At 31.5% G+C, this 16,994-nt stretch carries 16 protein-coding genes; 15 read left to right on the top strand and 1 reads right to left on the bottom strand.

The window, feature by feature from the left end:
* The first annotated feature begins 16 nt into the window (after positions 1 to 16).
* Genes uvrB through CXP39_RS03550 form a run of 4 tightly spaced genes read left to right on the top strand, consistent with a single transcriptional unit; the run spans position 17 to position 6,741 of the window.
* Positions 17 to 2,014: an excinuclease ABC subunit UvrB gene (gene uvrB, locus CXP39_RS03565; protein WP_027048228.1), complete on the top strand. Its 1,998-nt coding sequence runs from the start codon at positions 17 to 19 to the stop codon at positions 2,012 to 2,014.
* A gap of 11 nt (positions 2,015 to 2,025) precedes the next feature.
* Positions 2,026 to 4,863, top strand: a complete 2,838-nt coding sequence (gene uvrA, locus CXP39_RS03560; protein ID WP_027048227.1) for an excinuclease ABC subunit UvrA — start codon at positions 2,026 to 2,028, stop codon at positions 4,861 to 4,863.
* Positions 4,863 to 5,972, top strand: a complete 1,110-nt coding sequence (locus tag CXP39_RS03555) for a bifunctional folylpolyglutamate synthase/dihydrofolate synthase (protein ID WP_027048226.1) — start codon at positions 4,863 to 4,865, stop codon at positions 5,970 to 5,972. The genes uvrA and CXP39_RS03555 overlap by 1 nt, the downstream gene beginning before the upstream one ends.
* Positions 5,973 to 5,988: 16 nt before the next feature.
* Positions 5,989 to 6,741 carry a folate family ECF transporter S component gene (locus CXP39_RS03550; protein ID WP_051591875.1) on the top strand — a complete coding sequence of 251 codons (753 nt, stop codon included), beginning with the start codon at positions 5,989 to 5,991 and terminating at the stop codon, positions 6,739 to 6,741.
* 94 nt (positions 6,742 to 6,835) lie between these two features.
* Here the strand turns inward: CXP39_RS03550 and CXP39_RS03545 are convergent, their stop codons facing one another.
* Complete coding sequence (locus tag CXP39_RS03545; RefSeq protein WP_051591874.1) at positions 6,836 to 7,072, bottom strand: S1 RNA-binding domain-containing protein; 237 nt, start codon at positions 7,070 to 7,072, stop codon at positions 6,836 to 6,838.
* 104 nt (positions 7,073 to 7,176) lie between these two features.
* Between CXP39_RS03545 and hprK the strand changes: the two genes are divergently transcribed.
* From hprK to CXP39_RS03490, 11 genes are all read left to right on the top strand, one after another.
* Positions 7,177 to 8,115, top strand: coding sequence for an HPr(Ser) kinase/phosphatase (gene hprK / locus CXP39_RS03540; RefSeq protein WP_027048225.1), 939 nt, complete (start codon positions 7,177 to 7,179; stop codon positions 8,113 to 8,115).
* A gap of 2 nt (positions 8,116 to 8,117) precedes the next feature.
* Positions 8,118 to 9,614, top strand: coding sequence for a prolipoprotein diacylglyceryl transferase family protein (locus tag CXP39_RS03535; protein ID WP_051591873.1), 1,497 nt, complete (start codon positions 8,118 to 8,120; stop codon positions 9,612 to 9,614).
* Positions 9,598 to 10,539, top strand: coding sequence for a thioredoxin-disulfide reductase (gene trxB, locus CXP39_RS03530; protein WP_027048223.1), 942 nt, complete (start codon positions 9,598 to 9,600; stop codon positions 10,537 to 10,539). Before CXP39_RS03535 ends, trxB begins: the two co-directional genes overlap by 17 nt.
* A 35-nt stretch (positions 10,540 to 10,574) precedes the next feature.
* A complete protein-coding gene (locus CXP39_RS03525; protein WP_051591872.1) occupies positions 10,575 to 11,927 on the top strand; it encodes a prolipoprotein diacylglyceryl transferase family protein in 1,353 nt (450 codons plus the stop codon).
* A gap of 27 nt (positions 11,928 to 11,954) precedes the next feature.
* Positions 11,955 to 12,887, top strand: a complete 933-nt coding sequence (whiA, locus tag CXP39_RS03520; protein ID WP_027048222.1) for a DNA-binding protein WhiA — start codon at positions 11,955 to 11,957, stop codon at positions 12,885 to 12,887.
* A gap of 5 nt (positions 12,888 to 12,892) precedes the next feature.
* Positions 12,893 to 13,117, top strand: a complete 225-nt coding sequence (locus CXP39_RS03515; protein ID WP_036256366.1) for a helix-turn-helix domain-containing protein — start codon at positions 12,893 to 12,895, stop codon at positions 13,115 to 13,117.
* Positions 13,118 to 13,201: 84 nt separating this feature from the next.
* On the top strand, positions 13,202 to 13,492 hold the full coding sequence (gene secG / locus CXP39_RS03510; protein WP_027048220.1) for a preprotein translocase subunit SecG: 291 nt from the start codon (positions 13,202 to 13,204) through the stop codon (positions 13,490 to 13,492).
* Between the two features lie 35 nt (positions 13,493 to 13,527).
* On the top strand, positions 13,528 to 15,645 hold the full coding sequence (gene rnr, locus CXP39_RS03505; protein ID WP_027048219.1) for a ribonuclease R: 2,118 nt from the start codon (positions 13,528 to 13,530) through the stop codon (positions 15,643 to 15,645).
* A gap of 16 nt (positions 15,646 to 15,661) precedes the next feature.
* Positions 15,662 to 16,111, top strand: coding sequence for an SsrA-binding protein SmpB (gene smpB / locus CXP39_RS03500; RefSeq protein WP_027048218.1), 450 nt, complete (start codon positions 15,662 to 15,664; stop codon positions 16,109 to 16,111).
* A gap of 9 nt (positions 16,112 to 16,120) precedes the next feature.
* On the top strand, positions 16,121 to 16,630 hold the full coding sequence (locus CXP39_RS03495) for a hypothetical protein (RefSeq protein ID WP_027048217.1): 510 nt from the start codon (positions 16,121 to 16,123) through the stop codon (positions 16,628 to 16,630).
* Positions 16,631 to 16,722: 92 nt separating this feature from the next.
* Positions 16,723 to 16,980, top strand: a complete 258-nt coding sequence (locus CXP39_RS03490) for a hypothetical protein (RefSeq protein ID WP_027048216.1) — start codon at positions 16,723 to 16,725, stop codon at positions 16,978 to 16,980.
* Positions 16,981 to 16,994 lie beyond the last annotated feature (14 nt).

Below are 16,994 nucleotides of genomic sequence, written 5' to 3'. Positions count from 1 at the left end.
GGAGACATAAAGACATATGGAATTCAAAAAGCATAATCAATTTAAGCTAGTATCAAAATATCAACCAGCAGGTGATCAGCCAAGAGCAATTGCTCAATTATTAGAAGGAATTGCTCAGGGAAAGAAAGATCAAGTCTTATTGGGAGCAACAGGAACTGGTAAAACATTTACAATGGCCAATATTATTGCCAATCAAAATCGCCAAACTTTGGTGCTTGCTCATAATAAAACTTTGGCAATGCAAATTTATTATGAGCTTAAAGAGTTTTTTCCGGAAAATCGAGTAGAATATTTTGTTTCTAACTTTGATTTTTTTCAACCAGAAGCTTACTTGCCTTCAAAAGATTTATATATTGATAAAGATGCTCGTCAAAATATTGAACTTGACATGATGAGATTGAGTGCAATGAATGCATTAATGACCAGAAACGATACAATAGTTGTTGCTTCTGTTGCTTCAATTTATGCAGCTCAAGATCCTGCGGTTTATAGTAAATCTTTTTTTGAACTTAATGTTGGGCAAAAGTTGTCCAAAAAAGAATTACTAATGTTTTTTGTAAAAACAGGATATACCAGAAATGATATTGAAAATGCACCTGGGACTTTTAGTGTTAAAGGCGATGTAATTAAAATTGTTCCAGGTTGAACAGCAAATATAATGTTTAGAATATCAATGTTTGGCGAAGAAATTGAGATGATTGATGTTTTGGATACCTTAACTGGTAGCTACATTGATCGAACAAGAACCATTACTATTTTTCCAGCTCAAGCTTATGTAACTCCAGAAGATAAATTAAAGCAGGCTTGTGAAAATATCCGTAAAGAAATGGTGCAAAGAGTTAACGAATTTACAGAACAAGGATTATTACTAGAAGCCCAAAGGCTTGAACAAAGAACTAAATATGATTTGGAATCATTAGAGGAATTCGGATTTTGCAGTGGAATTGAAAATTATTCAGCCCAATTAGACTTTAGGGAAAAAGGTCAAACACCATATTCATTGATAAATTATTTTCAAGACAATTTTTTGACAATTATTGATGAATCGCATATGATGATTCCTCAAGTTAGGGGAATGTACAATACTGATCGCTCAAGAAAAGAAACATTGGTAAAATACGGTTTTAGACTACCATCAGCGTTGGATAATCGACCTTTAAATTTTGAAGAATTTACTAATCTTTTAAATACAACAATTTATACTTCAGCAACACCCGGAGAATATGAAACTGAGTTAACCAAAGGCGAAGTTGTTGAACAAATTATTCGCCCAACAGGTTTATTGGATCCAGTTATTGAAATTAGACCATCGCAAGGTCAAATTGAGGACATTATTGAGCAAATTAGTATTCGTAAGCAAAGTAATGAACGTGTTTTTATTACAACTTTGACAATCAGAATGAGCGAAGATTTAACATCTTATTTGCAAGAACGAGGAATTAAAGTTGCATATTTACACTCAGAGCTAAAAACATTAGAGCGTAGTGAAATTTTAAATGATTTGCGTAAAGGGGTTTATGATGCTGTTGTTGGAGTCAACCTCCTTCGTGAAGGATTGGACTTACCAGAAGTAAGTCTAGTATGTATCCTGGATGCCGATAAACAAGGATTTTTAAGAAATACTCGTTCTTTAATTCAAACTACTGGACGTGCTGCTCGTAATGCCAATGGACTTGTAATTTTTTATGCTGACAGTATCAGTAAAGCAATGCAAGAAACAATTGAAGAAACTTCTCGAAGACGACAAATTCAACACCAATACAACTTGGATCATAACATCACACCAAAAACAATTATTAAGTCAATTGGTGAGACAATGTTGACAGAAAAAGCGCGACAAAATATTAACGAATTGAACAAAGTAAAAGGAACAAAAAATAAAAAACTGGCAATTCAAAAAGTTATTGACGGTTTGAGAAAAGAGATGTTGCAGGCAGCAAAAGATTTGGATTTTGAGACAGCTGCAACACTTCGAGATACAATTATTGAATTAGAAGGGCAAAAGAATTTTTAGGTGATTAAATTATGGCTTTAGATAAAATTATAGTAAAAGGAGCTCGAGAAAACAATTTAAAAAATGTTGACTTAGAGATTCCCAAAGAAAAGTTAATTGTTTTTACAGGTTTGTCAGGTTCAGGAAAATCGTCATTGGCATTTTCAACAATCTATGCTGAAGGTCGTCGTCGATATATTGAATCATTATCTGCTTATGCTCGTCAATTTTTAGGAGGAAATGAAAAACCAGATGTTGATTCAATCGAGGGACTTAGTCCAGCAATTTCAATTGATCAAAAAACGACATCACACAATCCTCGTTCAACAGTTGGAACAGTTACAGAAATTTATGATTATTTGCGTCTATTGTATGCAAGAGTCGGAACTCCATTTTGTATTAATGGACATGGAATTATTAATGCAAGTTCGATTAAAGAAATTGTTTTAAATGTCGCAAAAGATACTGACCAAGGGGAACAAGTATATGTTTTGGCGCCTGTTGTTAGAGATAAAAAAGGTTCTCACAAAGATTTATTAGAAAAGCTTCGTGCCGAAGGCTTTATTAGAGTTAAAGTAGATGGCCAAATTCGAATGTTGGATGAGGAATTTGAAATAGAAAAAAATACTCGCCACAATATTGATATTGTTGTAGATCGTTTAATTTATAAAACTGATGATGAAATTAACTCAAGAATTTATTCAGCAATTGAGGTCAGTTTAAAATATTCAGATGGATTAATTAAGATCTTTTACCCTGAAACTGCTGATAAAGAAGAAAAATTATATTCAACAGCGTATTCATGCAGTGTTTGTGGCTTTACTATTCCAGAAATGGAACCACGTTTATTTTCATTTAATGCTCCTTTAGGAGCTTGTGAGGAATGTTCAGGATTAGGAGTCAGTTTGGAGGCAGACCCGCATTTATTAGCTCCAGATAAAGAAAAAAGCATTAATCAAGGTGGAATTACATATTTTAAAAATTTGGTCGGTTCAGATAATCTTGAATGACAAAAGTTTCGTACTCTATGTGACTACTATTACATTGATTTGGATTTAGCAATTAAAGATTTAAGTAAGCAACAATTAAATTATATAATGTGAGGTTCAGATGAAGAAATTGAAACTAAACTACTTAGCTCAAATGGTCGTCGTTATGAGTCATATGAATATATTGAGGGTGTTGCTTCGTTAATTCAACGCCGTTATTTTGAAACTAAATCTGAAGATTTGCGTAAATGATATGCAAAATTCATGAGTTCAAAAAAATGCAAAGAATGTAATGGAGCACGTTTAAATAAAACAGCGCTGTCAATTAAAATTAATGGAGTTTCCATTTTTGAGTTTACTGAAAAATCAATTCAGGAAGAGTTAGACTTTTTGTTAAATATTTCATTAACTGAAAATCAAGCAAAAATTGCTAACTTAGTGTTAAAGGAAATTGTTTCGAGAACAAGTTTCTTATATGAAGTAGGATTGGGATACTTAAATTTATCACGTTCTGCTACAACTCTTTCAGGAGGAGAAGCACAACGTATTCGATTGGCTAAACAAATTGGATCACAGTTGACTGGAATTTTATATGTCCTTGATGAGCCTTCAATTGGTCTACACCAACGCGATAACGATAAACTAATTGGTACACTAAAGCATTTACGTGATTTAGGGAACACTTTGATTGTTGTAGAACATGATGAAGATACAATGAAAGCATCTGATTGAATTGTTGATGTTGGACCAAGAGCTGGAGAACATGGGGGAGAAATTGTTTTTAGTGGAACTTATGAAGAAATTTTAAAATCAGATAGTTTAACTGGTAAATACTTATCTGGAGCTGAAAAAATTCTAGTTCCTACAAAACGCCGCGGTGGCAATGGTAAAAAACTTGAAGTTCGTGGTGCTACTGAAAATAATTTAAAAAATGTTAGTGTATCAGTCCCATTAAACAAATTTGTAACGATCACTGGCGTTTCTGGTTCAGGAAAGTCAACTTTATTAGAGGATATTATTTATAAAGGTATTATGCAAAAGCTTTCGAAAGAGCCAGTAATTGCTGGAGAATTTAAAGAAATTAAAGGTATTGAAAATGTTGATAAAGTAATTTATATTTCTCAAGAACCAATTGGAAGAACACCTCGCTCAAATCCTGCAACTTACACTACAGTTTTTGATGATATTCGTGATTTATTTACAAATCTTCCTGAAGCCAAAGTTCGAGGATACAAAAAAGGGCGTTTTTCATTTAATGTTCAAGGTGGACGCTGCGAAAACTGTCAAGGAGATGGAATCATTACGATCTCAATGCAATTTATGCCAAGCGTAGAAGTTAAATGTGAAATCTGTGAGGGACAACGTTATAATGATGAAACTTTGCAGGTTAAATTTAAAAACAAGAATATTTCTGATGTATTAAACATGACAGTTGAAGAAGCTACAAAATTTTTTGAAAATATTCCTCAGATTAAAACCAAACTAGATACCATTGTCGAAGTAGGATTAGGATACATTCGCCTGGGGCAAAGCGCCACAACTTTATCTGGTGGAGAATCACAAAGAATTAAGTTATCAACATATTTACTTAAAAAAGCGACAGGAAAAACTATTTTCCTACTTGATGAGCCAACAACTGGTTTACATAATGATGATGTTAAGCGTTTGATTGCTGTCTTAGATCGTTTAGTTGATTTGGGAAATACGGTAATTGCAATTGAGCATAACTTAGATTTTATCAAAGTTTCTGATTACATTATTGATTTAGGACCTGAAGGTGGAAGCGGTGGAGGAATGATTATTGCGACAGGAACACCTGAGCAAGTAGCTGCTAGCGAAATTTCTTATACTGCTAAATACTTAAGAGAGTATTTGAAATAATGATTTCAGTTGACAAAGAACTAATTCCTGTCAAACAGAGATTTGCTAAAGAATATAACTTAATTAAAGTTTTAGAGAAATTAGGGCATCCTGAAAAAGATTTAGCAACAATTAATGTTGTAGGAACAAATGGAAAGGGCTCTACTTCCTATTATTTATCAAAAGGTTTACGTACTAAATATGAAAAAGTTGGTCTCTTTATTGGGCCTGCCTTTTTATGACAAAACGAACGAATTCAAATTAACAATCAATATATTAGCGACGAAGACTTGCATATGTATTTGAAAAAAATTTCTGAAGATATTGAACAATACAATTTGACATTTTTTGAAATTTGAACTTTAATTGCAATTTTATATTTTGCTAATCAAAAAGTAGATATTGTTGTAATGGAAGCTGGAATTGGTGGTAAAAATGACTGCACAAGTTTAATGAGTAACCAAATTTTGACAGTTCTAACATCAGTATCTTTTGACCACACGGAGCTTTTGGGAACGACAATTGAAGAAATTTTAGATCAAAAAATTAACATTGCCAAGCCGGATACTAAGTTAATAGTCAGCGATGATAACAAAAAGTATCAAGCAATTATTGACTGCACTATTAAAAACCAAGGCGTACAAATCATATATGCTAATTCCTTAACTGACAAGGTTTTATATCAGCAGGGAAATAAGGGATTAGCTCAAAAAGTTTTAGAAGAGTTGGATATTCGAGACTTTGACATTAGGACCCTAAATCCACCATTGGGACGCTTCACAAAAGTTGCTAAAAATAATCGAATAATTATTTTAGATGGTGCTCATAATATTGATGGGATTGAACAGCTTATTAACACAGTTAAGACAGAAAAGAATAACTACGTTGTTCTTTATGCTTCAATTACTACAAAAGATTATCAGGCAAGTCTTGATAAATTAGTTAGTAGTTTTAAAAATGTTTATATTACAACATTTGATCATTTTAAAGCTTGAAATCTGTCAGAAATTAATTATTGCAAAAAAGTCTTATCTTGAAAGCAATTTTTAGAAACTCATCAAAATGATAATATTTTAATATGTGGAAGTCTATATTTTATACCACAAGTATATGAGTATTTAAATAAATAGTTTAGGGGGCCTAAAAATGTTAATGTTGTATACAACAATTGGAGCAGCACTAGGAATTATCTTTTTATTCGCAATTAGTTTTGCAATGGAAAAATTTACTTGACGTCGATTTACAGTCAAAAATATTTCAATTTTGGGGGTTCTAGTGGCACTAAGTGTTAGTTTAACTAATGTTATTGGGTATACTTCAATATTTGGATTCCAAATAATGTTAGGAAATTTTGTGATTTTTTTAACGGGGATGGTTTTTGGTCCTCTGGCTGGAGTTGTTACTGGATTAGCATCAGATACTGTTGGGTCTTTAATTAATTTAGGTGGAGTTTATCACTTAGGTTTTATGCTTATTAAAATTTTGATAGGCTTTACGGGAGCCTTAGTATTTGTTTTTAAAAGTAATCGGTTTTGAGTAATTAAGATGGTTGTAGCTTATGTTTTATTTATTTTGATCCACTTATTCTTTTTAACTCCATTATTTATGTGAGCATTATATGGTACTTCATTTGCGCAAGTCGATTTTATCAAAAAAGCAATTTTGGCACCGGTTCAAATGATTGTTTATCCATTTTTAACTTACAGTTGTTTCAATATACTATGAATTTTACTGCGCAAGGAAGCAGGAACAACAAAAACTGTTTGAGTTGGCCGTAACGGATCTTTAAATTTAATTGCGAGACCTAAAAAAACTGAGTATCAAAAGCTAATGGAATCTAATATCAATAAAAAAAGTTTTAGAAACAAGCCAATAATAAAAATAAAAAAAGATGCCTAGGCATCTTTTTTAGCATTATTTTTATCTAATTTCAATTTAACTTAATAATATCAATTTGGCATTATTTAAGGATTTAAAACGAAAATGATAATAATTATTTAGCTCTTTTGATTGATAATTTAACTTGTTTTTTGTCGTGGTTGATTTCTAAGATCATTGCATCAACTTCTTCACCTGATGTTACGAATTCTTTTGCATCTCTTACGAATTGATCCGCGATTTCACTAATGTGGATTAATCCTTTGTATTGTTCATCATTGATTTCAACAGTACAAAATGCTCCAAAATCAACGATATCAGTGATAGTTGCTTTTACGATTGTATTTTCCATTTTAAATTCCCCCTTAGAAAATAGTATATGTTATAAACTTCAAATATCAATATCAAACCATAATTATAGTAAAATATGTTTATAAAAACATTTGGAGGTTTTTCGTGAAAAAATTAACGATTAGGACATTAGTTGAACATTTTGATCTAGAAGTGATTTCTGGAAAAGACCACTTGGATATTGAAATTGGGGTCTACGGTTTAAATCGTGCAGGTCTAGAATTAACTGGGTTTTTTAGTCCAGCTAGTGATAAAAAACATAAAAGAGCAGTAATGATGTCTTCAAAAGAAAATCTTTATATGAATCAGTTTGATGAACAAACTAAGCGTCTTAAATACGCAGAAGTAATTAAATCAGGGGCTCCGGTGATTCTAATCACTAAAAAATTTGTTGATGAAACGTTAATTTCTGTGGCAAAAGATTTAGATTTTCCCTTATTAAGAACTGATTATCCTTCAACAAGCGAGTTGACACAAAAAATCTTAGATTTATACGATGAGTATTTCGCTCCTACTGAAGAAGTCCATGCTTCCTTGATAAATATTTTTGGCAAGGGAATTTTAATCACCGGAGAATCAGGAATTGGGAAATCAGAGATTTCTCTAGAATTAATTAAGAATAATCATTTGTTTGTAGGAGATGATCGAATTATTTTAACAAACAAAGGTAGTCGAATTTACGGAAAATCTCATCCGATTTTGCGCAATTTAGTTGAAGTTCGTGGAATTGGAATTATTGATGTATCAAAAACAAATGGGTATAAAAATATCATGCAAGAAACAACTTTAGATATGATTATTGAGCTATTTAAGTTTGGAGCTGACGGAGTTGATGCCTCTGAACGTTTAGGACGTGAAACAACTAACAAGAAAGTTTTGGGAGTAGATATTCCATATTTAAAAATTCCGGTATCTTCAGGACGTAATATTGCAAATATTATTGAGTCTGCTGTTGCACAATTAAAAATTAACCAAAGCGATGTTGCTGAAGATATAATTTCATTGATGAATAAGCGCATTTTAGAGATTAACGAGGAAAATTAACAATGACATTGTTGACAAATATTGGAGGTTGAAGCCTTGGGGATTGAATCACAAATTTTGGTGATCCGGCGAATGAACGATTATTATTTGGAATAGTTCCAGCATACCCAATTTTTATGTTTGGTGGGATTTTGCTTACAATAGTTGCTTCAATAATTCACTTCAAAATGAAGGGTATTCCTTTACGCGAATTTGAATGAGCAGTTGTTTTAGTTGTACCTATAGGAGTTATTGGCGCATCAATCTTTGGAAAAGCCTTTATTCCAGGGATGCCATGGTGACGCATATTTTTCTTTTGGGAGCCAGGAATGTCATTGTTTGGTTCGCTATTTTTAGGAATCACAGCAGGGTTCGTGCTTTTGTATAAGCGATCAAAGTTAACGATGATTTCTGTATGAGTTTATGCCGATTGTATTATTCCAAATATTTTACTGGGACAATCAATTGGACGTTGAGGAAACTTTTTTAATCACGAAATTATGGGCACTGTTGTTGACTATGAAGATTTGAATTGGCTACCAGATTTTATTAGGAATAAACTTTTCTATTTTCCAAATTTAAGCGAATTTAAAGATGGGTTAGGTCAAGGATTACCAGCAAATTGATTTAGTAGCCCAGAAATTTGAAGTACCTATAGCAATGGCGAAATAACGCTTGAAACTTTTTTAAGAGAAACATCATTAGAATTTCGCCAACCATTATTTTTATATGAAGCAATAGCAACTTTTAGTTTATGACTGATAATAACTTTTTTAATTGCTAATTTAAGCCGTTTTTTTAACAAGTCAAAACCATGGGACTTAGAGCCAACTGCTTATCCCGGATGATATAACAAACACTACAAATCAATTGCCGAAGATAAATTAACTACAAAAAGTACGCTTGTTCCTATAAAATATAAACAAGTTCGATTTACGGGAGAAAATGGCGAAATTATCGAACTTAAGCTATCATTTTGAAAAGCATGGAATAAAGCTTATTATTGATATGAACCCAATTCTTTGGCTGTAGCAGAATTTGAAAATAGTGCTGAAGAACGTGCTAATCGCCGCTATCAAGGTGAGCAACGAATTTTACAACTTAAATCACAATTAAAAATTAAAGCTAAACAAACAAATAATAAGTTAAAAAAAGTTGAATATAAGAAAAGCTATATTTTAAAGCGCAACGAAATATATAGTCAAATCGGTAAGTGAAGTAGAAGACTTAATGTTAATCCTGATGCAAGAGCATTGGAAAAGCTTAATAATCCTAATAGTTTTTTTGTTATTCGCTCTGGGGTTATTACAGGATCATATATATTTGGATACTTACTTATTAGAATAATTTTGGAAGCTTTTCGAAATCCTCAAGAGTACTTTATTCAAAACATGCCAGAATTAAATTTCACAGTTTTAGCAATTTTGCTATTAGTCGGAATAGGAATTATTTTAATAGCACAATTTACTGCACCTTATAAATGAAGAGAGGTAGGATGATTATATGAAAAATCATACTAATAAAGAAGTTATTGACGTTCTAATTATTGGAGGAGGGCCTGCAGGAATGACTGCGGCCGTTTATACATCAAGAGCTGGTTTAAATACAGTTATTGTTGAAAAAGAAGCTCCTGGAGGAAAAATGATCAAGACTGAAATGATTGAAAACTTCCCAGGGCATGAAGCAATTATGGGTCCTGATTTGTCAATCAAAATGTATGCACATGCAACTAGTTTTGGAACAAGCTTTGAATTTAATGAAGTTGTTCATGTCAAAAAAATTTCTGAAGGACTGTTTGAAATTCATTTATTAAATGAAAAAATATTATATGCAAAAACAGTTATTTTGGCGACAGGAACAAAAGAAAATGAATTGGGAGTTCCTGGAGAACAACGCTTATATGGTAAAGGTGTTAGTTATTGTGCAGTTTGCGATGGTGCATTTCATAAAGGCAAAGATGTTGCTGTTGTTGGTGGTGGGTACTCTGCCGTTCAAGAAGGAATGTACTTAAAAAAATTTGTTGATACATTATATGTAATTGTTCGTAAGGATCACTTTAGAACTGATATTGTAGCAGTTGAAAAACTTCGCTCAATGTCAAACGTTAAGTTCTTAATGGAATCTGTTGTTGAAGAAATAATTGGGGAAACTAAGGTTGAAGCAATTAAGGTCAAAGATTTAGTGACAGGAAAAACTCAAGAATTGAAAGTTAGTGCAATATTTCCTTATATTGGAGCAACTCCGATTACGCAGTTTGTATCAGATTTGAAAATAACTGATGAAAGTGGCTATGTACTAGCTAATCCAAAAATGCGCACGAGCATTGAGGGATTATATGTAGCTGGTGATGTTCGTGATGTGCCTTTACGTCAAATTGCAATTGCAGTTGGAGACGGAGCAATGGCTGGTCAAATGGCTGTAGAATATTTACAAAACTTAAGATAAACAAGTTATAATAAAAAGAAACATGGGGTGATACTGTGATTGATTGAGTACAAGGCAAAAACTGAATATTTGATGAAAGAGTCAAGAATTTATGAGGCTGAGTTAAGCCAGATTATGGATTTGTTCATGTTTATGCTTTAGCAATGACTTTGGGAATTTTGGTTTCAGTTATTTTTTGTCTTTGAAAGTTTTCTCGTCGTGGTTTAAATACAATGGAACTTTCAATCGCTGTAATTATTTTGGTTCCAATTGCTTTAATGGGAGCAAGTTTTTTTGGTAAATTAAACGCCGATGGTCCTGGAAAGCATTCTGGAGATGCTCATGGAATTCAGCTATTATACTTTTGAAAAGAAGGAATGGCAATTCATGGAGGAATTTACACTTCAACCTTTGTTGGCTTGATTATGTTTGCGCTTCTTGGTAAGAAAACTAAAGTCTCATTATTTACTTATATGGATGCAATTTTACCAAATATTCTTTGGGGTCAAGTAATCGGTCGATGAGGAAATTTTTTTAATCATGAAGTTATGGGTCGACCGCTCTATATATATAATGGGGGACAGGGATCATTAAAGTTGCCTCAATGAATTTTAAATAATACACTTGCTGTCTATGACGGTAGTGCAAATAATCCTTTTGGCTGGGTTCCAGGTGAAATTTATCAAATGAATCCAATTTTTTTGTGAGAATCATTGTCATTATTGGCAGTATGAATTTTCTTTGTTTTAGTTGTGCCATTTGTAATCAAATTATTGGGAAATAAGCCTTGAAAAATTAATCCGGATGAGTATTCTTTTGATCTTAAATTTAGTTTTAAAAAATTCTTTGCTCCCTGATCAAAAAGCGACAAAAAAACTTATAAACAAGTTTGGGATGAAGCATTTGTATTTAACTCAAACGAAAGCAACAAAGTAGCGTATTTGGAGAAAATTGCAAAAATTAATTCAAGCAATACCAACATAGTAAAAAAACGCTGACAGTCTGGGAAGGCATTAGTCGAAGCTAACAATCCACATCATTACACAGTAATTAAAGCGGGATTTGAAGGATTTGCATTTTTCTTTGGTTGAAATTTAGTTCGTTTCTTTTTAGAGATGGAAAGACCTGATGATCATTTATTTATAATGTATAACAAACCGCTTTCACTAACAATAATTGGTCTAACAGCATTAATTGGATTAATAGGAATGATTTTGACGCAATATGGAATTCCTCAGTTATTTAGAAAACCAGGTTATTCATACGAAAAAGAATATTTTGGAATTAGCACTCCAACAAAACAAAATTCTAATCGCATAATTTTAAACAAGGTTAAACCTGCAAAGCAAAATAAACAAGCTGCTAAAGAGCAAAAAGCACTTGAAAAGTTGAAGCGTTTAGAAAAATAATAAAAATTATAGAAGGAGTGTGGAATTATGTCATTTGCCTTAGAAGTCAAAGAAGAAATAATATCACACACTTTTTCAATTGAACAGCGAAAATCACTGCTAAATGGTTTTGTAAGAAATAATGCTGAAATGATTTTTTCAAATGGTAAGGAAAAACTAAAGTTAGTCACAATTAGCAATCGAATAGCAAGAAGTTTACTAAGTTTTTGCAAAGAGTTTTTTGTTGGCGAAATTGAAATTTCGGTAATTCAGTCCCAAATTCTAAAGAAACAAAAAACATTTCAAATAACTTTAATCGGTAATCTGAATATTTTTTTAAAAGAAATTGGCATTTATGATGAAAATTTTGAAAAACAAAAATTCAGCTTTAATAATTTTAAGAAACAAAGCTCACTGCTAAGAGCATATATTGCGGGAATTTTTATTGCTACGGGGTCAGTTAATTCTCCTGAAACCACTAACTATCATTTGGAGGTGCAATTTAAAGATAAAGCAGCTGCCATAGATTTTGTAACCATTACTGATCTTTTCAACTTTGAGTTTAAAATTTTGGAAAGAAAAAATAATCGTTATGTTTGTTATATTAAAAAATCATTAATGGTTTCAGATTTTATTAAACTAATTGATGCCTCACAGGCAGTTATGGCATTTGAAAATCAAAGAATTTCAAGAGATGTTTATAACAATATTAATCGAATGAATAACATTGATATATCTAATCAAACTAAAGCGTTAGCTGCCAGTCAAAAGCAAATTGAGCAGATAGAACATATAAAAACTCAAAAAATGTTTCACTTATTATCAAAAAAAGCCCAAATTTTGGCGAAATTGAGATTAGAAAACCCCGAAGCGCCATTTAGTGAGTTAGAATATATTATGAATAGCCATGGTACCCCGATTACAAAGTCTGGGGTAAGCAACTTATTTAAAACAATAAAAAAAATTAGTGAAGAGGTATAGTTAAGATGACTGTAGAAAAAAAAGATGACATTATCGATATATTAAGCAAAAATATGAAAAAATTGAGAACTAAAGCAAAAATTACTCAAGAGGAGTTGAGTTTTAGATCAGGTTTGCACAGAAATTATATATCTGATTCTGAAAGAGGCCGTAGAAATGTTTCATTGAAAGTGATTGAAAAAATAGCTGAAGGGCTTGGGGTTGAAGTCAAAGATTTATTTAAAAAATAATATTTCAAAAATGGGACTTCCCATTTTTATTTTGCTCAAAGTTTAGTATTATATATATAATGAAAGTAAAAGGACAAGAAAATCATGATAAATGCAGTTATTAGTTTATTCGCTTCAAACATTGGAAGCAAAGTGATATTAGGTTTAGAGATTGTGGCAATGATTGTTGCAATAATTATGGTGATTGTTGGTCTTTTGCAAAATAAAAAATCGCAAACGGGTTTGAGCGCAATTAATGGGGGAAATGAAGAATTATTTTCTAACTCTAAGGAACGTGGAATGGATAAAACACTATCTATTTGAATGTTGTCTTTAGGAATTGTGTTCTTCATAGTGGCTTTAGTTATTTGTATCTTAACAAACACTATTCTCTAATAGTGTTTTTTATATATTAGTTCAAGGAGAAAAAAATGGAAAAAAAGATTGTGGAAATATTGCAGCAAAATAATAATAAAATGGCATTTGATTTATTAGCAAATAAAATGAAAGCAACAGATCACATGGCATTCTTAGAAATGTTAACAATGATGAGTGAAGAAAATGTAATAGCAATTTCTCCTGCGAATAATATTTATTTGTTAGATGATGGTCACTATATGCATGGAATTTTAAAACTAAATGCAAAAGGATTTGGGTTTGTATCAAATTTAAATGATTCTGGGCATGAAGACTATTTTGTTCCGCCAATAAGTTTGAATGGAACTTTTACAAATGACGAAGTTGTGTATACAGTTAAAACTGAATCAGATGGACGTTTACGTGCTGAGATTTTAGAATTAATTAAGCGCGAGAAAACTTCAATTATGGGAGAAATTACAAAATCTCGTGATGGTAGGTTTTTAGATTTCATTCCAATGGATAAAACATTTTCTAATTTTAGAGTAATCATGGTTAATAAAGCTGATTTTATTTTAAAAGACAATTTAATTGTTAAGGCAAAGATTTTAGAATTGAAGGATCGTAAACTGTTTGTTAGAATTAAAAAAATTGTTGGAGATGCTACTAAAGCAGCAGACAGAATCATATCAATTGCTGAAGAACTAGATATTCGTACGGAATTTCCTAAGCGTGTTTTAGATAATGCTGAAGAAGTTAACATTCCATTGAAACAACAATCAGAACTAATTAAAAAACGTTTGAAGCGTTCACTTTTAAAGAAAATGGTTGTAACAATTGATGGAATTGATTCAAAGGATTTGGATGATGCTATTCATGTTGAAAAAGTGTCTAATGGTCACTTTAAATTGATTGTAGCAATTGCTGATGTTTCTCATTACGTTCAACCTAAATCAGCATTAGATAATGAAGCATTACTAAGAGGAAATTCAACGTATTTGGCAAATAAAGTAATTCCAATGCTGCCAAGAATATTATCAGATGATTTATGTTCGCTGAACCCAAATACTGAAAAATTAGCTTTAGCATGTGAAATGGAATTTGATGCTTCTGGAAAAATGCTTTCAAAAGAAGTCTATGAAACGGTTATGATTTCAAAGGTGCGATTAAATTATAGCGAAGTTAATGAATATTTTGATAACAAAAAGTGAAACCATTGTGAAGAGTCACGTATAATGATGGATGTGGCTTTTGAACTGTACAAATTAATTGATGCAATAAAAATAAAGCGAGGAACAATTAATTTTGGGGTTCGTGAAGCGAAAGTTGTTATGGACAAAGATTCAAATGTTGTTGAAATTAAAGCACGTGAAACTGGAGAATCGGAACAGCTAATTGAACAGTTTATGGTTAGTGCCAATGAAGCCGTTGCAGAAATTGTTTTTGATCGTGAATTACCATTTGTATATCGTAATCATGGTAAGCCAGAAGAGCAAGATCTAATTACCTGATATACATCACTAAAGTCTTTTGGAATTGATCCAAAGTTAACTCCAAAAGAAATGCTTGATCCGCTTAATATTAATAAAACACTGTTGCAAATTGATAACCAAACAACTGATCCAGTTGAAAAAGAGTTATTAAATTTATCGTTGCTACGTTACATGGATAAAGCTAAATATAGTTTGGAAAATATTGGGCATTTTGGATTGTCAAGTAAATGTTATACACATTTTACTTCACCAATTCGTCGTTATAGTGATTTAATGGTACATCGCTATTTAAAACAATATATTCTGAATAAAGATACTCGAGATTTTATGCTAGAAAAAAATATTGCATTTATTGATAAAGCATGTGCAATAATTAATGACACAGAAATAACTTCAGTTGAATGTGAGCGTGAAGTTGTTAAAGCTTGTATGGTTGAATATATGGCTGATAAAGTAGGAAATATTTACGAGGGAACAATTGCAGTAGCTTTAAAATTTGGAATCTTTGTACAGCTAGAAAATATGGTTGAGGGGCTAGTTCATATTTCAAATCTTGAAGAAGGCATTGTTTATGATGAAAGTAATCAAGTCTTAATTAAAAAAGATAATACATTTTACAGAATGGGTCAAAAAGTTAACGTGAAAGTCATTGGAGCGGACATTAAAAAAAGAACAATTGATTTTCAAATAGTAAAATAATATTTAGGAGGATCTTATGGGTGAACATGTAATTGTCAACAATAAGAAAGCTTATTTTAATTATGAGATTCTTGAAAAATGAGAGGCCGGATTGGCTTTAAATGGACCAGAAATCAAGTCAATTCGAAATAAAGAAATTTCAATTGCTGAGGCATTTATTTTAATTCGAAAAGAAGAGGCATTTGTCATCAACATGAGCATCAATAAATATCAGTATGCAAATAATATTAAGGGAATTGAACCAACTCGTAATCGAAAGTTATTACTTCATAAAAAAGAAATCAGAAAAATGCTGGAACGTATAAAGTTGGAAAATTTAACAGTTGTCCCTTTGCGAGTTTATTTAAAAGGAAATTATGCCAAAATTGAATTAGGTTTGGGTCGTGGAAAGAAAAACTATGACAAACGTGAAACCATTAAAAAACGTGACATGGAACGACGCGAGCTTGCCAAAAATAAGTATTAAGGAGAGTTAATGATTTTAGCAACAAATAATACAACAGCAATGCCCTGATGATTTTGAGTAATCATTACGATTTTAGCAATTATTGGAATAGTCTTAGGAATCTGAAGCTTTTTAAGCGGTTTTAAAAGTTCAAACAAGATAAATACCAATAATGCAATTGAAGTAATTTTGGCTACAAAAAAATATTCTTGAAAGCAGACCGATGAACTTCCTGAAACTTCAGGACTTTATATAATGTTTATTGGAAAAAGATATGATGACAAAGAGTTTTTTATTCCTATTTTCATTGATAAAGCTCAAAGTATTAAGGCAGAAGTTTTAAAAATAAAAGAACAAATTTATAGCAATAATAAGAATTCTATTGGAGCTGAGGTAACAACCTATTTGTTACAAAAAGGGTTAACCGCAACAGACATAAATTTTTATATAGTTAATGTTTCTGAAAATGAAATAGATAAAACTTTAAACGAATATTTAGATTTGACAAAGGCAAATAAAAGAGGCTTCAAAAGTAAATAATAAGTCAAAATTTTGCTTTTGGTTTTTTTTGGTTTTTTTGGAGAATTTTCCGATATTAATAATATATAATTATTATTGTTAGGGGGGATTAAATGTTACTAGCAGATTCAGTATCAAATCAAAATGTAATTGTAGGGACTTCACTTGCAGTTATTGGAGCAATTATTGCCGCAGTTTTTTTATGACTTTATTTTTGACAAAGAAAAAAAGCAGAGCGCCGTGGCGATTTTCACAAATACAAACAAGAATCAAAAACCGTATGAGATTTTATGAAAAAGAACTTTGTCTTTTATGTTTTTTTATTCGGGCTTGTAATGTTTGTTACTGGTTTTGTGACAGCAATATTTTAATTAACTAACCAAAT

It is taken from the genome of Mesoplasma syrphidae (genome assembly GCF_002843565.1).
In the GTDB taxonomy this organism is placed as follows: Bacteria; Bacillota_I; Bacilli_A; order Mycoplasmatales; family Mycoplasmataceae; genus Tullyiplasma; species Tullyiplasma syrphidae.
Note: the sequence above shows the minus strand (reverse complement) of the source record. Positions and strands in the feature narration are given on the sequence as shown.